Consider the following 19,095-nt stretch of genomic DNA (forward strand, 5'->3'; position numbering starts at 1 on the left):
GCGCCTACTTGGTCTCGGAACCGCTCTCGGAGGCGCCCTGTGGCACGTCGGCCACCGCCGTCTTGCCATCGTCGTCGATGCCCGTCAGCTGCTGCTTGATCGCATCGGCGATCTGCTTTTCGATCGCCGTCCGCGCATCCGGATCCATCCCCTTGAGGCTCTCCTCGCTCAGGCCCATCTGGTCGAGAATGCTCTTGCGGATTTTCTCCGCCGGCGTCATGTCGGCGTAATCGTGAAATTCCTGCAGCAGCGCATCGTGCTTCTGCTTGGCCTCGATATCGGCCTGGCTCTCTTCCTTGATCGTCGTATCCGGCGCGCTCTGCATCGACCACATCACGCTGGAAATCGACGGCGCCGTATAACTCGGCGCCATCCCGCCACCGGTCTCCCGCCCGCTGCTTTCCACCTGCAGCGGCGCACCCTGCTGCTGCTGCTTGGCGCGCTGGTCGCTGGAAAGATTATAGGGATTGAAAAGGCTTAGAACACTGCCACCGATTTCCATGAAAAGGACTCCCTTGAATATTGCGGGAACCATCGGTGCCGAAGCCTGCGCGAAGCTGGATCTGCTTATTTAAGGTTGTGGATTTGAGGTTGCTAGGCCGACCCTAAAGCTCTCCCCAGCGGGGAGAGGGTAGGGTGAGGGGGCTCCAGGCACCACGGTTGCTCTACGGCAACGTATACCCGATCACATAGTCCCCCGCCTTCGTGCCCACCGAGCCATGCCCGCCGGCAACCATCACCACATACTGCTTGTTGTCTGATGTCGTATAGGTCATCGGCGTTGCCTGGCCACCCGCTGGCAGGCGGGCCTGCCAGAGCTGCGTGCCGCTGGTGACGTCATAGGCGCGCAGGTAGTTATCGACGGCGGCACCGAGGAACGCGACGCCGCCCTTGGTCATCATCGGCCCGCCGATGCCGGGAACGCCGAGCTTGAAGGGCAGCGGCAGCGGCGTCATGTCGTGCACCGTGCCGTTCTTGTGCATGTAGGCGATCTTGCCGGTGCGCAGATCCACGCCGGCGACATAGCCCCATGGCGGCGCCTGGCAGGGAATGCCGAGCGGCCCGAGGAACGGGCCCATGAACACGCCGTAGGGCGCGCCGTCATTGCGGTTCAGGCCCTGCTCGCTGCCCTTTTCGTCCTGCCCCTTCGGCGGAATATCGGCAGCCGGAACGAGCCTGGAGGTGAAGGCCAGATAGGTCGGCATGCCGAACAGGATCTGCCGTTCCGGATCGACCGCGACCGAGCCCCAGTTGAACGTACCGAAATTGCCGGGATAGACGATCGTGCCCTGCAGAGACGGCGGCGTGTAGCGGCCCTCATACTTGTAGCGGTGGAACTCGATGCGGCAGGCCAGCTGGTCGAACAGCGAGATGCCCCACATGTTTTTTTCCTGCAGCGGATCGGGCGAGAAGGTCAGGTCCGAGATCGGCTGGGTCGGCGCCGTCTTGTCCTCCGGGATCGCCCCGCCGGGCGCCGGGATCTCCTTGAACGGGATGATCGCCTCGCCGGTGCGCCGGTCGAGCACATAAAGATCGCCCTGTTTGGTCGGCGCCACCAGCGCCGGCACGACCGAACCGTCAGGCTTCGTCATGTCGAACAGCACCGGCTGGGCCGGGACGTCCATGTCCCAGAGGTCGTGATGGACGAACTGCTGCACCCATTTCAGCTGCCCGCTATTGATGTCGAGCGCCACCACCGAGGAGGAGAATTTCTCGACATTGGCGCTTCTGCCCATGCCGAGCTGGTCGGGTACCTGGTTGCCCAGCGGGATATAGACCATGCCGAGGCCTTCATCGACCGAGAGCACCGACCAGCTGTTCGGCGAATTCGTCGTATAGGTCTGCCCCTCGGGCAGCGGCGTGGTGACGTCAGGATTGCCGGAATCCCAGTTCCAGAGCAGGGCGCCGGTATTGATGTCGAAGGCGCGGATGACGCCGGATTGCTCCTGCGTCGAGTAGTTGTCGTTCACCGCCCCGCCGATGATCAGCTTGTTGCCGACGGCAACAGGCGGCGAGGTGGAGTAATAATAGCCGGCCGGATTGTATTTCATGCCGGTCTGCAGATGCAGCGTGCCCTTGTCGGCAAAGCTCTCGCAGACCTTGCCGTTGGCGGCATCGAGCGCGATCAGCCGGGCATCGGAGGTCGGCAGATAGACGCGGTCAACGCAGGGCTGGCCTGATACCGTGGCATTGTCGTGATAGTAGGTCACACCGCGGCAGGTCTGGTGCTGGCGGTCGGGGTTCATGCCGGAATTGGCGTCGAACTTCCATTTCTCCTTGCCGGTCTTGGCGTCGAGCGCGATCGCCCAGTTATGCGGCGTGCAGATATAGAGCGTGTCGCCCACTTTCAGCGGCGTCACCTGATAGGTCGTCTCGCCGACATCGTCAGGCCGCTTCACGTCGCCGGTCTGGTATCGCCAGACTTCCTTCAGGTCCTTGACGTTGGTGGCATTGATCTGGTCGAGCGGCGAATAGCGCTGGCCGAAGGGCGTGCGGCCATATTGATGCCATTCGCCGTCAGGCACGTCGCCTCCGAGGGGCGGAGCGGCCGCCACGACATCCTTGGGCAGGTCGCCCGAAAGATCATGAGGATCGGTGGTCATCGAGTAACCGGCGACCAGGATGGCGATGATGACGGGGACGCCGAGCGGCCAGGGATTGGTGCTGTAGACGGCGCCGGTCGGGCTCTTGAAGCCGAGCGGACGGCGGATCCAGGGCGTCAGCAGCCAGAGACCGAGCAGAATGATCAGCCCGCCGCGCGGTCCGAGCTGCCACCAGTCGAAGCCGACTTCCCAGACGGCCCAGATCAGCGCCGCGACGACGAGCGCCGCATAGACCCAGAGCGCCACCGGTTTGCGCATGAGGAGCAGCACGGCGGTGATGATGAACATCAGCCCCGCGAACAGATAGAAGATGCTGCCGCCGAGGATGACGAGCCAGAGCCCGCCGCCGCCAAGCGCGAGGCCGATGAGAAGGAAGAGGATGGAGGTTATGGCGATCGCCATCAAAAGTGTCTCCCGCTGAAAGCCGCCTCCGGGGGGCGGAGCGCGGGCAGGTTCCCGAGGGGGCTCGGGTCGAATTGAGAAAGCGCTTGCGGCCCGCTCCCTAGGGCGCCGCCACAAGCATTCTCAACCACATAGAGCGAGACCCTTGCCTTTCAACCGCCACAATTGCCGCAGTCTGCGCAGGGCAGCCATGCGTCAAACGGGCTGCTGGCGGCGCGCTGCAAAGGCGTCGTTAAAGGCAGCTCACCTGACCGACGGCCTGATAGGCAGCCAAAGTGCAGGCGATCCATCCGAGGGTGAGTATCGTCACATGGCAGGAGGCTGCGAAATATCTGCTTTGCCGAAAGGCCGGAAGAAAGATCGCTGCCGGAACGACGATCAGTCCGTAGCCTGCAAGCAGCATCATGATCCATCCCAGCGGCGGGATGTAGATCGGGAAAATCTGCCAGCAATTCGCGAACTTGTAGGGACCGGCCGTGAGATAGGCGGTGATCGCCAGAGACGCCCATAGCAGGATGTGGGCCGACCACAAAAACCACATCCAGAACTGTCTCATTGCCGCTTCCCGACAGCATGATCGAAGATAGATCCGTCTGCTTATGGCAGTCTTGCCGAAAGACGCAACCAGTCGTGGCAGATTTAGGAAGGGATGATTAATAGAGGCGCGCCTTTCCCTGCCGCGGCGACATCTATAGGCGTCAATGTCGCATTGCGATTTCCAGATCGTGCCGCTATCAGAACCAGGCCTGAGGGCAGGGGTCACATGAAATATCTTGGCAGCAGATTCGAGCAGTGGGCGGTGCGCATTCTATGCGCCATCGCGCTCGTGTCCGTCGGCTTTGCCCATCAGGTGCCTGCCGCCGCGCAGTCCGGCCCCACCGACTATTCCGCCTATGCGCTGCCGGATGGGACGCTGCCGACGCTCTGCGTCACGGTTACCGATGAGACCGGCAAGAGCCAGCATGGCGCCGATCACAATCACGACTGCGAAGCCTGCCGCATCAGTGCCGCGGCGATGCTGCCGTCTCCCGCCGATCTGTCGGGTGCGCCGCTCGGCTATGCCGTTGCCGAAGCCACGCCGCTGGGCGCCGCCGTATTCCACCGCGATCCGTTCCCGCCGAATACCGGGCCGAGAGCCCCGCCCGCAGATCCAGCGACTGCCTGAACCCGCGCCCCGGCTGTGCAGCCAGGCGTGCTTCGCTTTCGGCTGCGCCGCTGACGCCAGCCATCGATCTGGAACTGTCTCATGTCTTCAATCACCTCCACTGAACCGGTGGAGAGCGCCGTTTCAGGCGTCTCGCTCTATCGTGCCATCTGGCGCTGGCATTTCTTCGCCGGCCTGCTCGCCGTTCCCTTCATGCTCAATCTGGCGATCACCGGTTCGCTCTATCTGTTCAAGGACGAGATCAACGATACGGTCTTCGCCTATCGCTATGACGTCACGCCCGCGGGCCAGCCGCTTTCGCCGCAGGCGTTGAGCGATATCGCTGCATCGGCCGTGCCCGGATCGAAGGCCACCACCTATCGCGACCCGGCCACGCCCGAGCGCTCGGCCATCGTCACCGTCGCGGCGGACGATCGGTCGACGCTTGTTTTCGTCAATCCCTATGACGGTAAGGTGCTGGACACGGTCGGCACGACGGAAGAGTTCAACACCGTCGTCAAGCACATCCACAGCCTGGCCTATTTCGGCGGCGCGGCCAACCGGCTGGTCGAGATCGCCGGCGGCTTTGCCATGGTGCTCGTGCTGACAGGCATCTATCTCTGGTGGCCGCGCCGCCAGACGGGCGGCGTGGTCAGCGTCCGCGGCACGCCGTCGCGCCGGGTCTTCTGGCGCGATCTGCATGCCGTGACCGGCGCCTTCGCCGGGCTGCTGATCTTCTTCCTGGCGGCAACGGGCATGCCCTGGTCGGGCTATTGGGGCGCCAATGTCCAGTCGTTCCTCGGCAGCCACGGGATGGGCTATCCGGCCCAGCTCTGGGACGACGTGCCGAAATCGGCGAAAGTGACCGAGGATATCCTGCCGAAGGTCGGCTGGACCGTCGAGAAGGCGCCGGTGCCGCTGTCCGATATCGCCGCCGCTCAATCGAAGCCGCCGATCGGTCTCGACCGCGCCGTCGAGATCGCCAAGGCTGCGGGCATGACGCCGGGCTTCGATATGGCGATCCCCTCGAACGAGGCGGGCGTCTATACCGCCGCCATCTTCCCCGACGATCTCTCCCGCGAGCGCACCCTCCATATCGACCAATATTCCGGCAAGCCGCTGGTCGATATCAGCTATGGCACCTATCCCTTCCTCGGCAAGGCGATCGAATGGGGCATCAACGTCCATCAGGGGCAGGAATGGGGCCGGTTCAACCAGTTTCTGATGCTCGCCACGTGTCTCGCGATCATCCTTTCCTGCGTCACCGCCGTCATAATGTGGTGGAAGCGCCGCCCGGCCGGCCGCGTCGGCGTGCCGCCGCAGCCGCCGCAGCGCTCGGTCTATATCGGTCTCTGGGTGATCGCCGTCATCTTCGGCATCGCCTTCCCGCTGACCGGCCTCGCGATCCTTTCCATGATCGCCTTCGACCAGCTTGTCATCCGCTTCGTGCCGCCGCTCCGGCGCGCCTTTTCGTGAGGGAGATCATCATGAAGCCAGTCTTGATCCTGATCACCGCCGCTCTCTCCCTGTCCGCGCCGATGACGTCTGACGCTGCGATGATGCAGATGCCCGATGGCACGACGATGGACATGCCGATGGATCAACCGCCATCCGGCGATCCGCAGCAGCTGATCTCCGATGTGCTCAGAACCATGTTCGAACCCCCCGACAAACCGCTCGCCATCGGCCCGGTCACGGTCCACGGCCTCTGGGCGATCGCCGGCTGGCAACAGGACGGCCGCGGCGGCCGCATCCTGTTGCAGAACGGCGAGCATGGCTGGCGTCCGCTGCTCTGCAGCGGCGATGCGATCCGGGAGGCCGATGCGCTTGCGAAAGCCGGTGTCCCCGCCGATGTGGCAACGGCACTGGCGGCGGCTGTCAAGGATGCTGAGGCACATGCTGACCCGAAAGCCTTGCAGGCCTTCGCCAGCTTTGAGGGAACGGTGACACTCGGTGCGGCCACTGCGTCAGCCGCACATGCAGGTCACGAAGGTCACGGCAAGTAGGGTAGGTCAGAACGCTTATTGTCCCTTCTCCCCCTCGGGGAGAAGGTGCCCGAAGGGCGGATGAGGGGGCTCCAAGCCGCAGCCTTACCGGAAGACTACGTCCCGCAAAACGTCTGCAGCACCCGCTCTTCCAGCTTCGGCGGATCCATATAGGCCGCAAACCCCGGCTGATCCTGATACGGCTTGGCGAGCACCTGAACCAGCGCCTCGAACAGCGAGAAATCCCCGTCGTCCATCGCGGCATTGATCGCCTGCTCGATCCGGTGGTTGCGCGGAATGAAGGCCGGGTTGACCGAAAGCATCGCACTGCTGCGTTCCTCCGCCGTCTGCGGATCGCGGCTGAGCCGCTCGCGCCAGCCCACCAGCCAGCCCATCGCCTCGCCGATGCCGTCGAATGTCGAGAGAAACTCACCCTCGGCAGCCTCGTCACCGGCAAGTGCCGAGAGACGCCGGAAGGTTAGCGTGAAATCCGCCTGTCCGGCCTGCATGGCCGCCAAGAGCGCCTGGACCAGCGTCAGATCGCCGTCCTCCTCGGACACAAGCCCGATCTTCTTGCGCATGCCATCGAGCCAATGCGCCTGGAACCGCGCGCCGTAACCCTTGATCACGGTATTGGCGAGATCGACGGCCTTGTCCTGATCTTCGTCGAACAGCGGGATCAGCGTCTCGCCGAGCCGCGCCAGGTTCCACTGGCCGATGCCCGGCTGGTTGGCATAGGCATAGCGGCCCTGCTGGTCGATCGAGGAGAACACCGTGCCGGGATCATAGGCATCCATGAAGGCGCAGGGCCCGAAATCGATCGTCTCGCCCGAAACCGTCATGTTGTCGGTGTTCATCACCCCATGAATGAAGCCGACATGCAGCCAGCGAGCAATCAGCCCCGCCTGCCGCTCGGCAATCGCTTCGAACAGTGCCAGATAGCGATTGTCCGCCCCGGTTACGTCGGGATAGTGCCGCTCGATCACATGGTCGGAAAGCGCCCTGACGCCATCGGTATCGCCGCGGGCGGCGAAGAACTGGAAGGTGCCGACGCGGATATGGCTCGCCGCCACGCGCGTGAACACGGCACCCGGCAGCACCCGCTCGCGGTAGACAGGCTCACCGGTCGAAACCGCAGCCAGCGCCCGCGTCGCCGGAATGCCGAGCGCATACATCGCCTCGCTGACGATATATTCGCGCAGCACCGGGCCGATCGCCGCGCGGCCATCGCCGCGGCGCGAAAACGGCGTCTGCCCCGCGCCCTTCAGCTGGATGTCGCGGCGCTTGCCGTTGCGGTCCACCACCTCGCCAAGCAGGATCGCCCGGCCATCGCCGAGCTGCGGGTTGAACTGGCCGAACTGATGCCCGGAATAGGCCATCGCCAGGGGATCGGCACCTTCAGGCACGAGATTGCCCGAAAAGATCGCAGCCCCATCCCGTTTCAGCACCTCGACATCAAGCCCGAGTTCCGCCGCCAAGGGCTCATTGAGCTTGATCAGCCAGGGCTCGGCGACCTGCGACGGCATCTGCCGCGCAAAGAAATGCGAGGGCAGCCGGGCATAGCTGTTATCGAACGGGAATGCGGCGCCATCGGGCGCGGTCTTTGAAGGTGCGGAGCTCATAGGGAATAGGTAGGGCCGGGCCGGGGGAGGCGCAAGCTGCTTCTATTGTTGGCGTTAGGCCGGCACATAGGTGAGCCGCACCACCTCGCCTGCAATCCGCTCATGCGCCGCCAGCCTCAGCGGCGGCCGCGCCCCGGCAAAGAACGGCCGCCCGTGCCCGAGCACGACCGGATGCACGTAGAGCCGGTATTCATCGATCAGCCCGCTTGCCGCAAGACTACCCGCCAGCACCGGCCCCGCGATCGTCATCTCCCCCTCAAGCTCCGCCTTCAGCCCGGCAATCGTCGCCACGACATTGCCGCTGATCAAAGTGGCATTCGGCCCGACCTCCGTCAGCGTCCGCGACACCACCCATTTCGGCAGTCTCCTCCACGCCGCCGCAAACGCCCGGCGCGCCTCGTCCCAGCCTTCCTGATCATCGTCCCAGTAGCCCATCAGCCCGTACATCGTCCGCCCATAGACAGTGGCGCTCAGCTCCTCGGTCCGCTTCACCCAATGCTGAAACAACGGCTCCGGCGCCATCCTGTCATGATCGACATAGCCGTCAACCGACTGGTTCATTTCAAAGACAAGCTTCGCCATGCTGAAAACCTCCACCTTGGGTGGAGTGTAGCGGGAAAGGGTGGCGGGTGGAATGAGGAGCCAACCAAGACATCGGCGCCCGCGATTACGCCACCCTCCTGCACCCTCCCAAGTAGCCATTCGGTTACTTCATGCCAGCATTGTCTAAAATGCATGCCTTTGCCACATTTGCGGGCGTATACACGGTGTTATCTCCCTTGTGGCATCATGCCATTTCACATCTGCGGCCCTGTCGTCCTTCCATGGCTTCGCCGCGTCTTTGCGAGTGATCCCTGCTGATGCCGGATCAGATATTTCACCCCGTTCGCACCGAGCGGGCTGCCCCGAATTTTCGCACGATCGCGCTGATCGTCGCGAGCGCAATGCTGATGGAAAACGTCGATGCCACGGTGCTGGCAACGGCGCTGCCGACCATGGCGCGCGATTTCGGCGTCGATGCGCCGTCGATGAGTATCGCGCTCACCTCCTATCTGCTGAGCCTGGCGATCTTCATCCCCGCCAGCGGCCGCATGGCCGACCGCTTCGGCTCGCGCACCGTCTTCCGCTCGGCGATTGCCGTCTTCGTGGCCGGGTCGATCGCCTGCGCGCTGGCGCCGAATCTCTTCCTGCTGGTCGTGGCCCGCCTCATTCAGGGTGCCGGCGGCGCCATGATGATGCCGGTCGGCCGTCTGGTCTTGATGCGCAGCGTCGCCCGCAAGGACATGGTCAACGCCATGTCGTGGCTGTTGATCCCGGCGCTGATCGGCCCGATCGTCGGCCCGCCGCTCGGCGGCTTCATCGTCACCTATCTCGACTGGCGCTGGATCTTCTACATCAACGTGCCGATCGGCATCGTCGGCTTCATCCTCGTGTCGATCTTCATCGACGAGGTGAAGGGCAAGGCGATCGGCCCCTTCGATACGGTTGGCTTCATACTGTCAGGCATCTCGCTCGGCTCGCTGCTCTTCGGCTTCGAAATGTCGAGCCGTGAAGGCGAGGCCTCGATGGCGGTATTCCTGATTGCCATCGGCCTGCTGTTCGGCATCGGCTATCTCCGCCATGCCCGCAAGCACCCGTCGCCGATCATGGATTTCTCGCTGATGAAGGTGCCGACCTTCGGCACCTCGGTCATCGCTGGTTCGCTGACGCGCATCACGCAAGGGGCGCAGCCTTTCCTGCTGCCGCTGCTCTTCCAGGTCGGTTTCGGCATGTCGGCGGCCACCGCCGGGCAGATCGTCATCGCCACCGCGATCGGTTCGATGGCGATGAAGCCGCTGTCGGGTCCGGTCTTCCGCCGCCTCGGCTTCCGCAACAGCCTGATCATCAACGGCCTGCTCGGCACTTTGGGCTATGGCCTCTGTGCCGCCTTCAGCCCGGCATGGCCCGTCGGCGTCATGTTCGCGGTGCTGACGCTCAGCGCCTTCTTCCTGTCGTTCCAGTTCATGGCCTACAATACGATCGCCTATGACGAGATCAGCCATGAGCGCATGAGCTCGGCCACCAGCTTCTACACCACCTTCCAGCAGCTGATGCTGTCGCTCGGCATCTGCATCGGCGCGCTGGCGCTGCATGCCTCGATGACCGCGACAGGCAGCGAGCAGCCGAAACTGCACGATTTCTCCGCCGCCTTCATCGTCGTCACCATCATCTCGCTCGCCGCCACCGTCTGGAACCTGCGCTTCACGCCGAATGCCGGTTCGGAGATCAGCGGTCACCGCCGCAAGGATGCGGTGGCGAGCGCCGAGCATTGAAAGCGGCGCAGACAAGCGCCGCCTTATTGCGTATAGGGTGATCGAAAATCACCGCAACGCAGTCCACCCATGCTCAGACACACCAAGACCCAGATAGACGCCGGGATCGTCGACCGCGCCGCGGCGCTGTTTGCCCGGCATGACTTCGCCCATACTTCGCTGCAGCAGATCGCCGATGCGGTCGGTTATTCCAAGGCCGGGCTGCTGCATCACTTTCCGAGCAAGCAGGCGATCTACGATGCGGTCATCGCCGCTCTGCGCACCCATATGGAAGAGCTGCTGGAGGGCGTCAAGGCGCTGCCTGCCGGCATCGAACGGGACCGTGCCGTCATTGAGGCCTCGATCGATTTCGCCTTCGAGCGCCCGGGCATTTCGGCATTCGGCAATCGCATCGCCATCAGCCCGGACCCTGCCAACGAGACGCTGAATGCGATCGGCTTCCTGATGTACGAAGCGCTGTCGATCGATCTTCAGAACCTGCAGATGGAGCGGCTGGTGCGCGTCACCAGCGCCTTTGCCGGGCTTGGCATCACCGCAGGGATCGCCGAGCAGAGCAAGCTGTCGAAGGAATGGCGCGGCCTGATCATCGACGCGGCCATGGACGCGCTCGGCCACTGAAAAGACCCGGGCCGCAGAGCGACCCGGGCAGATTTTGTTCTTGAAGAGCGGGCTTTACCAGCGCGAGCGCGGCCGATGCCGGTGGTCCCAATCCTTGCGGTCGTCTTTGGCCGCCTGCGAGATCGCGTAGGCGCCAACCGCACCGGCGGCAACGCCCACCGCCACGGCCGCCGCCGCTTCATCCGATTTTCGCTGGTTCTCGGCATAGACGTTTCGCGTGCAGCGTTCGTGCTGCCACGATCCCGGCTGCATGCCGCTATCGGCGCAGGTCACATAGGCGCTGTCCATCGATTGCCGGGGCGATTGGCATCCGGAGATCAGGAGCGTGGCGGCAAGCGTCAGTATCACGGTCGTCTTCATCTGCATTTAGGGTCCTTTCGGGCATGCGCCATCGGCTGCGCAACATGCGCATTGATGGCGTCGGGTGCGTGGGGAGTTTGGAGGGCTAGAGGAGGCGCGGGATGATGTAGATCGCTTCGAATACCTCGTAGATCGCCCCAACCAGCAGGGCGGCGATGACGGCGGCATAGATCCGCACCGTCGAGACGACGCCCGCTTTATAGGCTTCCCAGTTGGAGCTCAGGCGATAGCGGTCGAACCGCAGAAACGTGCGGCCATGCACATATGCGGCAAAGCCGGCGAGCACATAGGCCTGCCCCTCGATGAAGAGCGTCAGCGCATGCGGGATCAGCATCGCCGGATGCGGACCGACGGGCGCAAACATGATGCCCCAAAGAATGCCGCGCTGAAGCACCGCCAGAATGCCGATGAACGGAATGATCAGCGACGGCACGGTGGTCATGAACACCGCCACCGCAAGGTTGACCGCGAATGTCAGCCCGATGGCGAGCACGATATTCCTGCTGGCATAAGCATCCGCAACCGATCTCAGAATGCCGGGCTTCAGATAGGCCTGGTCGATATCCGGTTTGAAATAGCCCTGCAGTTCAGGCGCCAGCAGCGTCAGCGCCATGGCGAGTACAAAAAGCCCGTAGAAGGCGGCATTGAGCAGGAAATAGGCCCGCCGGTGTCGCCGGATGATCGATATGGGTTCGCTGAGAAGTTTCATGATGGGTCCAGAAATGTGTGAGGTCAAAGGCTCGCCGTCACCAGATCGATGCACGCGGCATCGATCTGGTGTTTCAAACCGAATCGGTAGATATTCGACCATTGTGGTCTAGTTTTGGAAAAGCTCATTGTCAACCGCAGCCTGAATGCCGCGGGCGGGGTGTGGCTGCTAAGCCGGAAGCGGTAAAAGCCGGGCGCAATCCGCGCCCGGTTCTCTCCTTCGCTATTCGCTTGCGCCTTGCTCTTAATCGCAGCCCGAGCGCCGCCCATGCGGGCCGATGCCGATATCGCGGAGCAGGTGGCTGTCGAGGGCCTCGAAGGGCGTCAGACCGGCATCGGCGAATTGCCGGGCCTTGCTCCTGGTCTTCGGCCAGACGGGGTGGTGCAGGATCATCCGCAGCAGCCGCTTCGGCCGCAGCTTCTTGCGCAGCGTCGTCATCGCGTTACCCTCCTTACGCACTCATTGCCTGCGGCAGGCAGGCCTCGCAGATCGCCGCGACATGCCGGTGATCGGTGCCGCAGCAGCCGCCGAGCACCTTCAGCTGCGGCATGGCAGACAGGAGCAGCCGGTAGCGCCGCCCCAGATCGGCGGGGTCGCCGGCATCCAGCGTCTCGCTGCCATCGAGTTCCGCGTGGCTCATGGTGGAGGCATTGGCGCGGATGCCGCCGATCCGCTTCGCCCAGGCGCTGCCGGGATCGAGCGCCGCCTCGAAATGCAGGGGATGGGCGCAGTTGATCATGTAATAGGCCGGCACCCCATCGGTTGCCGCATCGGCCGTTTCGATCGCCTCCTGAATGCTCTTTCCGGTCACCAGCCGCCCGTCGGTCTCGACGGTGAAGGAGATCGCAGACGGCATCCCGTGTGCCTTGGCGGCCCGGATGATGCCGATCGCCTCGTCGATATTGGTCAGCGTGAACGCGCTCACCATGTCGGCCTCGGTTCCGGCGAAGGCAGAGATCTGCTCGCTGTGATAATCCTCCGCTTCGGCGGCGCTCATTGCGCCGGCCTTGTAGCCGTCACCGCGCGGGCCGATCGAGCCGCTGAGCACGACAGGCAGGTTCGGCCGCTGGTAATCCTTCCGCAATGCAACGACCAGAGCCATCGCCGCCTCGTTGGCGGCTTTCAGCCCGGCGCTGGAATAGCCGAGCTTCCCACCCCAGTCGCGATTGGCACGCCATGTCGCGCTGTCGAGCACGAACCCGGTGCCATGGCGCCGGGCAAGATCGAGATAGCGCCTGTAATAGTGGCGCAGCTTGCTGCGGCCGGCTTCCGTCTCCAGGAGCACGAAGGCTGCAAAATGCGGCAGCTCCACACCCTCGTGGAAGATCAGCGTCGTCTCCAGCCCGCCGTCGGTAATGTAGGCACCGCCGCCAAGCTGCGGCAGTTTCCGTCTGTATTGTGCCATTGAAAAACCCACCCCTACACAGCCCGGCGCCACCTGATCTGGTGTCCGGCCGATAGATTTCTCGCGCTTAATCGCATGCGAAACTAGACGACTTGCGGTATACTTCCTGCGGGCCGGGAATATTGCCTATTGAAATCATGATCTTGCTTGCGTTTTTGAAGGCGCGGCCGCAGCCCCGAGATGGCTTCGGCAACTGAAAACTGTACCGGCGGTACAGGAGGGAGCATGAAAAAGGGCGCCGAAACACGCACGCGCATTCTCGATGTCGCTGAAGCCGCCGTGCTGCAGAAGGGTTTCGGCGGCACCTCGATCGAGGAGCTGATCGCCGAGACCGGCATCACCAAGAGCGGTTTCTTCTACCATTTCCGCGACAAGAACGAGCTCGCGAAGGCGCTGCTCAACCGCTACATCGAAAACGACGAGCGCATCTATGACGAGATTTTCAGCCGCGCCCGCGAGCTGACCGACGATCCGCTGCAGTCCTTCCTGCTCGGCCTGAAGCTTCTCTCCGAACTGCTGGCCGATCTGCCGAACGGTCATCCCGGCTGTCTGGTCGCCACCGTCTGCTACTACGAGCGCATCTTCGACCGCGAGATACAGGAGACCAACCGCAACGCCGTGCTCGCCTGGCGCCGCCGCTTCGGCCAGATGTTTGCAGAGATCATGGCGGTCTATACGCCCCGCGAACCACTGGAGGTCGACCAGCTGGCCGACATGGTCTCCACCGTGCTCGAAGGCGGCATCGTGCTGTCCAAGGCGCTGAAGGAGCCGAACAGCCTCGCCGAACAGATCCTCGTGCTGCGCTCCTTCGTCAAGCTGCTGTTCCAGCCGCAGGCAGGCGCTACCTACCGGCAGTGATGCTGCAGGCAAGCCGTCTCCCAGTCCATTGACAGCGCACCGGGCGCACGCCAAGGATGAGCTCTCTCCCGGAGCTATTGATGCTGATTTCCGAAGCCCTTGCCCTTGGTTCCGCGACGTGTATCGCGCTGAGCTCGATGTTCATCAACGAGCTGAACGGCCGGGTGCCGCTGATGCAGCTCGCCCGCTGGCAGCTGACCGCAGCGTTCCTGATGACGGCAACAGCAGCCACGGTCGCCGGTGGCTGGGCGACGCTGGGCGGCTGGCAGTTCATGGCGCTTACCGCATCCGGCGTTTTCGGCATCGCGATTGCCAGCACCACCTATTTCGCGGCCATCTATACCGCCGGTCCACGGGTGACGGCGCTGCTGTTTTCGCTGACCTCGCCCTTTGCGCTCGCCATGGGATATGTCGCGCTCGGCGAAACGATCAGCCTGCTGCAGGCAACGGGCGTCGTGCTTATCCTGACCGGCATCTTGATCGCCATCGCCGCGCGCCGCCGCCGACCGCCGCCGATGATTCCGCTGGCCGATGGTGAGCCGATCGAGGCTCCAGCACCGCAGGAGCGCACGTCACTGACAGGCATCGTGCTGGGTGTCGTCACTGCCTTCGGCCAGGCGCTCGGCAGTCTTTTCGCTCGTCCGGCCATGGCAGCCGGCGTCGAGCCCTTTGCGGCAATGGCCGTGCGCGCAGGCATCGCCGTCATCTTCTTCTGGGCGTTGCTCGCCCTGCCGGTCATCCGCCGCCAGTCCGGCGCGCTGCGCAGGAAGGATGTGTCCCTCGCTGTTGTTTCCGCCTTCTTCGGCACCGCGCTCGGCATGTCGCTGCTGCTCGCAGCCCTGAAGACCGGCAGCGTCGGTATCGTCTCGACGCTGTCGTCGATGACGCCGATCGTCATCCTGCCGATGGTGTGGCTCCGAAGCGGAAAGATGCCGCATGCCTATGCCTGGGCGGGGGCCGCGCTGGCGATCGCCGGGACGGCGCTCGTCAGCCTCGGATAGTCACGAATCCGGTATCAGCGGATCCTCCACCAGATAGAATTCCGCCACCGGCGTCACATCGGTGACGAAGAAGCCGAAACTGGTCGCAACGCCGGGGTCGGAATGGCCGTCATCGAAGCGCAGCCGGTCGAAGCTTTCGAACTGGTTCTGGAAATGCGCGTAGCGGTCGGAGGAGAAGAAATCCGGATTGGGATTGGTCTGGCCGAAGGACAGGCCGTCGTAGAAATCGCTCGGCTTGCCGCGGATCTCCTCGAGTTCGAATTCGAAGCCGATCCAGGCAAGCTTGCTCTGGTTCACCGCCGAGATCTTCATGTGGAACGAGTTCTGCCGCAGCGTATCGAGACTGGCGGCATTGGCGGCGCGGATCACCAGCGTCACCGGCTCGGTCGATGTGAGCGCCTCGGTGATCTCGATCGGATCGGCGCTCGTGCCCTTTCCTTTGATCGACAGGATCCGGAAGCCGCCGAGCTCGTCGGAAAAGGAGAAGTCGCCGGCATACCAGCGGCCGTCGTCGGCCGGACCGGCGCTGACGAGCGCCAGTGAAAGCAGCGCAGCCAGGATCCGCCAGTGACGCCCCATCGCTCTCTCCTGCGCTGAGTATCGCATTGACGCGGCAAATCTCAAAATCATCGTCGGGGCGAACCGCCTGGCGTCAAGGACGGCTTGGCGCCGGAGCCGGAGGCGGCTAGCAAGGGCAGGGGGATGGGGGAGCCGCCGATGAGCCTGGAAATCGCAATTCTGTTGTTTGCCGCAGGCATTGCCGGCGGCGTCATCAATGCGCTGGCGGGTGGCGCCACACTCTTGACCTTTCCGGCAATGCTGGCCTCGGGCCTGCCACCGATCACCGCCAACGCCTCGAATGCGGTGGCCATCGTCCCTGGCCATCTGTTGGCCGTGCTTGCCGATCACCGGAAGCTGCAGCCGTTCGATCTCAAGCTCGGCCTCTCGGTTCTGGTCTGCCTCATCGGCGGCATCCTTGGCGCGCTGCTGCTGCTGGCGCTGCCGGAGCGGCTCTTCGTGCTGCCGGTGCCCGCGCTGATCGGCGCCGCCACGCTGCTTTTCCTGTTTTCACCGCGCATCGCGGCCTGGGCTGAAAGGCGCCGCGGCGGCAGCAAGCCATCACAACTCGCAAGCTCCACGGTGCTGGCATTCGCGTCGATCTACGGCGGCTTCTTCGGCGCCGGTCTCGGCGTCATCCTGACGGCTGTTCTGGCCATCGGCGACCCCAACGATATCCGCCGCGTCAAGGCGCTGAAGAACCTGCTCGCCACCGCCGTCAGCATCGCCGCCGTGACGATCTTCATCCTGCAGGGCGCCGTCCGCTGGCCACAGACGCTGACGATGCTCTTTGGCGCGTTGTTAGGCGGCTATCTCGGCGGCTATTTGGTCCGTATCTTGCCGGGATCCGTTGTCCGGTGGTTCGTGATCGTCACCGGCGCCGTCATGACGGTGGTCTACGCCATGAAATACTGGATGTAAGCGGCTGGCTCATCGCCGTAAATACCGCTCCATTTACGCCCGTGTTACTGTAACGTACTTACCGCCGCACCGGCTTTGCGGAAGGGTGCATTTCCACCATTCAGGAGATGCGCGATGCCTGGACAAACCTTCCTGCAATTGAGACCGCTTCTGTCTGCCGCCGCCGTGGCACTGGCCGTCGTGACCGTGCCGCATCCGGCCTTCGCCGCCGAAGCTGTCACGGTCGATAATTTCGTCAGGGCCGAGAGCGACCTCTATTTCAACAACATCGTCAAGGATGGCGGTTTCGGCAAGCTGATCCATCGCCGTGAACCCGCCGATATCGACAAGCAGACGGTCATCCGTCTGAACCGCGATACGCTCTATACCTCGGCGGTCTTCGATCTCGACGCCGGGCCGGTGACCATCACTCTGCCGGATGCCGGCGGGCGGTTCATGTCGCTCTTTGCCGTCAGCGAAGATCACTATATCCCGGTTGTGTCCTATCAGGGCGCCAGCACCTTCACCAAGGAGCAGGTCGGCACCCGCTATGTGATCGCCGGCATCCGGACCTTCGTCAATCCGGCCGACCCCAAGGATGTCGAAGCGGTCCACGCGCTGCAGGATGCGATCAAGGCCGAGCAGCCGGGCGGCCCCGGCAAGTTCGCGATCCCGCAATGGGATCCGGTGAGCCAGAAGAAGGTGCGCGATGCGCTGCTGGTGCTGGCATCGACAATGCCCAATTTCAACAAGGCGTTCGGCGCCAGGGACGCGGTCGATCCCATCCGCCATCTGGTGGCCAGCGCCGCTGCCTGGGGCGGCAATCCCGACAAGGACGCCACCTATCTCAACATCACGCCGCCGAAGAATGACGGCAAGACCGTCTACAAAATCACCGTCAAGGACGTTCCCGTCGACGGCTTCTGGTCGGTCAGCCTCTATGACGCCAAGGGCTACTACAAGAAGAACAAATACGGCGCCTATGCGCTGAACGACGTCACCGCGAAGAAGAGTGCCGACGGTTCGATCGCCATCCAGTTCGGCGGCTGCGACGGCAAGATCGAAAACTGCCTGCCGACGACGCCAGGCTGGAACTACACCGTCCGCCTCTACCGCCCGCAACAGGCGATCCTTGACGGGTCATGGAAATTTCCCGAGCCGCAGCCGGTGAAGTGACTGTTCCGCAAAAAGGGGAGGGTGTCATGCATCTGACAAAACGTGAATTCACCAAGGGCATGGTTGCGGCCGCAGGGCTGGCGGGTCTCGGACCGGCCGTTGCGTTTGCCGCCGAAGTGAGCGCCGCCGAAGCCCGCGCCATCGCCAAGGAGGCCTATATCTACGGCTTCCCGATGGTCGACAGCTACCGCATCCAGCATGCCTATTTCGTCGATACTCAAAATCCGGAATACAAGGGGCCGTGGAATCATCTGGTCAATATCCCGCGGGTCTACACCCCTGCCGACACCGCGGTGCAGACGCCGAATTCCGATACGCCCTATTCGATGCTCGGCCTGGACCTTCGCGCCGAGCCGGTGGTGCTGACCGTGCCGCCGATCGAAAAGGACCGCTATTTCAGCATCCAGCTGATCGATGCCTATACCTTCAATTTCGACTATATCGGCAGCCGCGCCACCGGAAACGGCGGCGGCAGCTTCCTGATCGCCGGGCCGGACTGGAAGGGCGAGACGCCGAACGGCATCGAGAAGGTGATGCGCTCGGAAACCCAGCTGCTGCTGGCCGTCTACCGCACGCAGCTGTTCAATCCCGCTGATCTCGACAACGTCAAGAAGATCCAGGCCGCCTACAAGGCGGAGCCGCTGTCGAAATTCCTCGGCAAGCCGGCACCGGCTGCAGCGCCGGCCATCGACTTCGCCAAGCCGCTCACCCCCGATGGCGAGAAGACCTCGCTCGCGTTCTTCGGCATCCTCAATTTCATCCTGCAGTTCTGCCCCGCCGATCCGTCCGAAACGGCGCTGATGCAGCGCTTTGCAAGCATCGGCATCGGTGGCGGCAAGCCGTTCGACCCGGCGAAGCTGACGCCGGACATGAAAACGGCCTTCGAGCAGGGCAGGGCCGACGCCTGGGCGGATATCGAGGGCTTGCGCAGACGCTTCGATACCGGCGAAGTCACCTCGGGCGACGTGTTCGGCACCCGCGCCTACCTGAAGAACAACTATCTCTACCGGATGACGGCAGCTGTTCTCGGCATCTACGGCAACTCCAAACAGGAAGCCATCTACCCGGCCTACGCCGTCGATGCCGAAGGCAACAAGCTCGACGGCGCCAACAAATACACCGTGCGTTTCGCCAAACGCGAACTGCCGCCGGTCAACGCCTTCTGGTCGCTGACCATGTACAAGCTGCCCGAGAGCCTGCTCGTCGCCAATCCGATCGACCGCTACCTGTTGAATTCGCCGATGCTGCCGGATTTCGTCAAGGATGCCGATGGCGGGCTGACCTTCTACGTCCAGACCGAATCCCCCGGCAAGGACAAGGAACCGAACTGGCTGCCGGCACCCAAGGGCCCCTTCGTGATCGCGACGCGGCTCTACTGGCCGAAGCCGGACGCGCTGGACGGCAAGTGGAAACAGCCGCCGATGACCAAGGTGACGTAGGCG

The 19,095-nt window shown here is 63.5% G+C and carries 20 protein-coding genes; 10 read left to right on the forward strand and 10 right to left on the reverse strand.

The annotated features are described in order from the left end of the window. Positions 1-4: 4 nt before the first annotated feature. The 3 genes from AC1DIJ_RS13825 to AC1DIJ_RS13835 all read right to left on the reverse strand — a co-directional run bounded on the left by AC1DIJ_RS13825 (position 5) and on the right by AC1DIJ_RS13835 (position 3,561). Positions 5-502, reverse strand: coding sequence for a hypothetical protein (locus AC1DIJ_RS13825; RefSeq protein WP_477831429.1), 498 nt, complete (start codon positions 500-502; stop codon positions 5-7). Positions 503-665: 163 nt separating this feature from the next. After that, complete coding sequence (locus AC1DIJ_RS13830) at positions 666-3,005, reverse strand: glucose/quinate/shikimate family membrane-bound PQQ-dependent dehydrogenase (protein ID WP_112389838.1); 2,340 nt, start codon at positions 3,003-3,005, stop codon at positions 666-668. Positions 3,006-3,237: 232 nt separating this feature from the next. Next, the gene (locus tag AC1DIJ_RS13835; RefSeq protein ID WP_112389839.1) at positions 3,238-3,561 is read right to left on the reverse strand and encodes a hypothetical protein; all 324 of its coding nucleotides are present in this window, start codon (positions 3,559-3,561) and stop codon (positions 3,238-3,240) included. A 207-nt stretch (positions 3,562-3,768) separates the two neighbouring features. Between AC1DIJ_RS13835 and AC1DIJ_RS13840 the strand changes: the two genes are divergently transcribed. The 3 genes from AC1DIJ_RS13840 to AC1DIJ_RS13850 all read left to right on the forward strand — a co-directional run bounded on the left by AC1DIJ_RS13840 (position 3,769) and on the right by AC1DIJ_RS13850 (position 6,155). After that, a complete protein-coding gene (locus AC1DIJ_RS13840) occupies positions 3,769-4,170 on the forward strand; it encodes a hypothetical protein (protein WP_112389840.1) in 402 nt (133 codons plus the stop codon). Positions 4,171-4,251: 81 nt separating this feature from the next. Next, entirely contained in the window at positions 4,252-5,625 is a 1,374-nt protein-coding gene (locus AC1DIJ_RS13845) for a PepSY-associated TM helix domain-containing protein (protein WP_112389841.1), read from the forward strand. An 11-nt stretch (positions 5,626-5,636) separates the two neighbouring features. Continuing rightward, on the forward strand, positions 5,637-6,155 hold the full coding sequence (locus AC1DIJ_RS13850) for a copper uptake system-associated protein (RefSeq protein WP_477831430.1): 519 nt from the start codon (positions 5,637-5,639) through the stop codon (positions 6,153-6,155). A gap of 95 nt (positions 6,156-6,250) precedes the next feature. On the opposite strand, the gene AC1DIJ_RS13855 is transcribed toward AC1DIJ_RS13850, so the two are convergent. After that, entirely contained in the window at positions 6,251-7,756 is a 1,506-nt protein-coding gene (locus AC1DIJ_RS13855; protein ID WP_112389842.1) for a protein adenylyltransferase SelO, read from the reverse strand. 54 nt (positions 7,757-7,810) lie between these two features. Continuing rightward, the gene (locus tag AC1DIJ_RS13860; protein ID WP_112389843.1) at positions 7,811-8,338 is read right to left on the reverse strand and encodes a dihydrofolate reductase family protein; all 528 of its coding nucleotides are present in this window, start codon (positions 8,336-8,338) and stop codon (positions 7,811-7,813) included. A 278-nt stretch (positions 8,339-8,616) separates the two neighbouring features. Between AC1DIJ_RS13860 and AC1DIJ_RS13865 the strand changes: the two genes are divergently transcribed. Further along, positions 8,617-10,068: an MDR family MFS transporter gene (locus tag AC1DIJ_RS13865; RefSeq protein WP_112389844.1), complete on the forward strand. Its 1,452-nt coding sequence runs from the start codon at positions 8,617-8,619 to the stop codon at positions 10,066-10,068. 69 nt (positions 10,069-10,137) lie between these two features. Next, the gene (locus tag AC1DIJ_RS13870; RefSeq protein ID WP_112389845.1) at positions 10,138-10,686 is read left to right on the forward strand and encodes a TetR/AcrR family transcriptional regulator; all 549 of its coding nucleotides are present in this window, start codon (positions 10,138-10,140) and stop codon (positions 10,684-10,686) included. 54 nt (positions 10,687-10,740) lie between these two features. On the opposite strand, the gene AC1DIJ_RS13875 is transcribed toward AC1DIJ_RS13870, so the two are convergent. From AC1DIJ_RS13875 to AC1DIJ_RS13890, 4 genes are all read right to left on the reverse strand, one after another. Then, complete coding sequence (locus AC1DIJ_RS13875) at positions 10,741-11,052, reverse strand: hypothetical protein (protein ID WP_112389846.1); 312 nt, start codon at positions 11,050-11,052, stop codon at positions 10,741-10,743. A 79-nt stretch (positions 11,053-11,131) separates the two neighbouring features. Then, entirely contained in the window at positions 11,132-11,755 is a 624-nt protein-coding gene (locus AC1DIJ_RS13880) for a hypothetical protein (RefSeq protein ID WP_112389847.1), read from the reverse strand. A 243-nt stretch (positions 11,756-11,998) separates the two neighbouring features. Then, complete coding sequence (locus AC1DIJ_RS13885) at positions 11,999-12,193, reverse strand: hypothetical protein (protein ID WP_112389848.1); 195 nt, start codon at positions 12,191-12,193, stop codon at positions 11,999-12,001. Between the two features lie 13 nt (positions 12,194-12,206). Further along, entirely contained in the window at positions 12,207-13,160 is a 954-nt protein-coding gene (locus tag AC1DIJ_RS13890) for a homocysteine S-methyltransferase family protein (protein WP_112389849.1), read from the reverse strand. Between the two features lie 225 nt (positions 13,161-13,385). Here AC1DIJ_RS13890 and AC1DIJ_RS13895 point away from each other — a divergent pair, with 225 nt between their 5' ends. Further along, a complete protein-coding gene (locus AC1DIJ_RS13895) occupies positions 13,386-14,018 on the forward strand; it encodes a TetR/AcrR family transcriptional regulator (protein WP_112389850.1) in 633 nt (210 codons plus the stop codon). Positions 14,019-14,098: 80 nt separating this feature from the next. Next, the gene (locus tag AC1DIJ_RS13900; RefSeq protein ID WP_162706064.1) at positions 14,099-15,019 is read left to right on the forward strand and encodes a DMT family transporter; all 921 of its coding nucleotides are present in this window, start codon (positions 14,099-14,101) and stop codon (positions 15,017-15,019) included. Here the strand turns inward: AC1DIJ_RS13900 and AC1DIJ_RS13905 are convergent, their stop codons facing one another. Beyond that, positions 15,020-15,598: a hypothetical protein gene (locus AC1DIJ_RS13905; protein WP_477831431.1), complete on the reverse strand. Its 579-nt coding sequence runs from the start codon at positions 15,596-15,598 to the stop codon at positions 15,020-15,022. A 138-nt stretch (positions 15,599-15,736) separates the two neighbouring features. On the opposite strand from AC1DIJ_RS13905, the gene AC1DIJ_RS13910 reads away from it, so the two are divergent. From AC1DIJ_RS13910 to AC1DIJ_RS13920, 3 genes are all read left to right on the forward strand, one after another. Continuing rightward, on the forward strand, positions 15,737-16,498 hold the full coding sequence (locus tag AC1DIJ_RS13910) for a sulfite exporter TauE/SafE family protein (protein WP_112389852.1): 762 nt from the start codon (positions 15,737-15,739) through the stop codon (positions 16,496-16,498). Positions 16,499-16,612: 114 nt separating this feature from the next. Further along, complete coding sequence (locus tag AC1DIJ_RS13915; RefSeq protein WP_112389853.1) at positions 16,613-17,653, forward strand: DUF1254 domain-containing protein; 1,041 nt, start codon at positions 16,613-16,615, stop codon at positions 17,651-17,653. A 26-nt stretch (positions 17,654-17,679) separates the two neighbouring features. After that, positions 17,680-19,092 carry a DUF1254 domain-containing protein gene (locus AC1DIJ_RS13920; RefSeq protein ID WP_112389854.1) on the forward strand — a complete coding sequence of 471 codons (1,413 nt, stop codon included), beginning with the start codon at positions 17,680-17,682 and terminating at the stop codon, positions 19,090-19,092. Positions 19,093-19,095: the final 3 nt, after the last annotated feature.

It is taken from the genome of Rhizobium sp. 10N427, assembly GCF_056394605.1.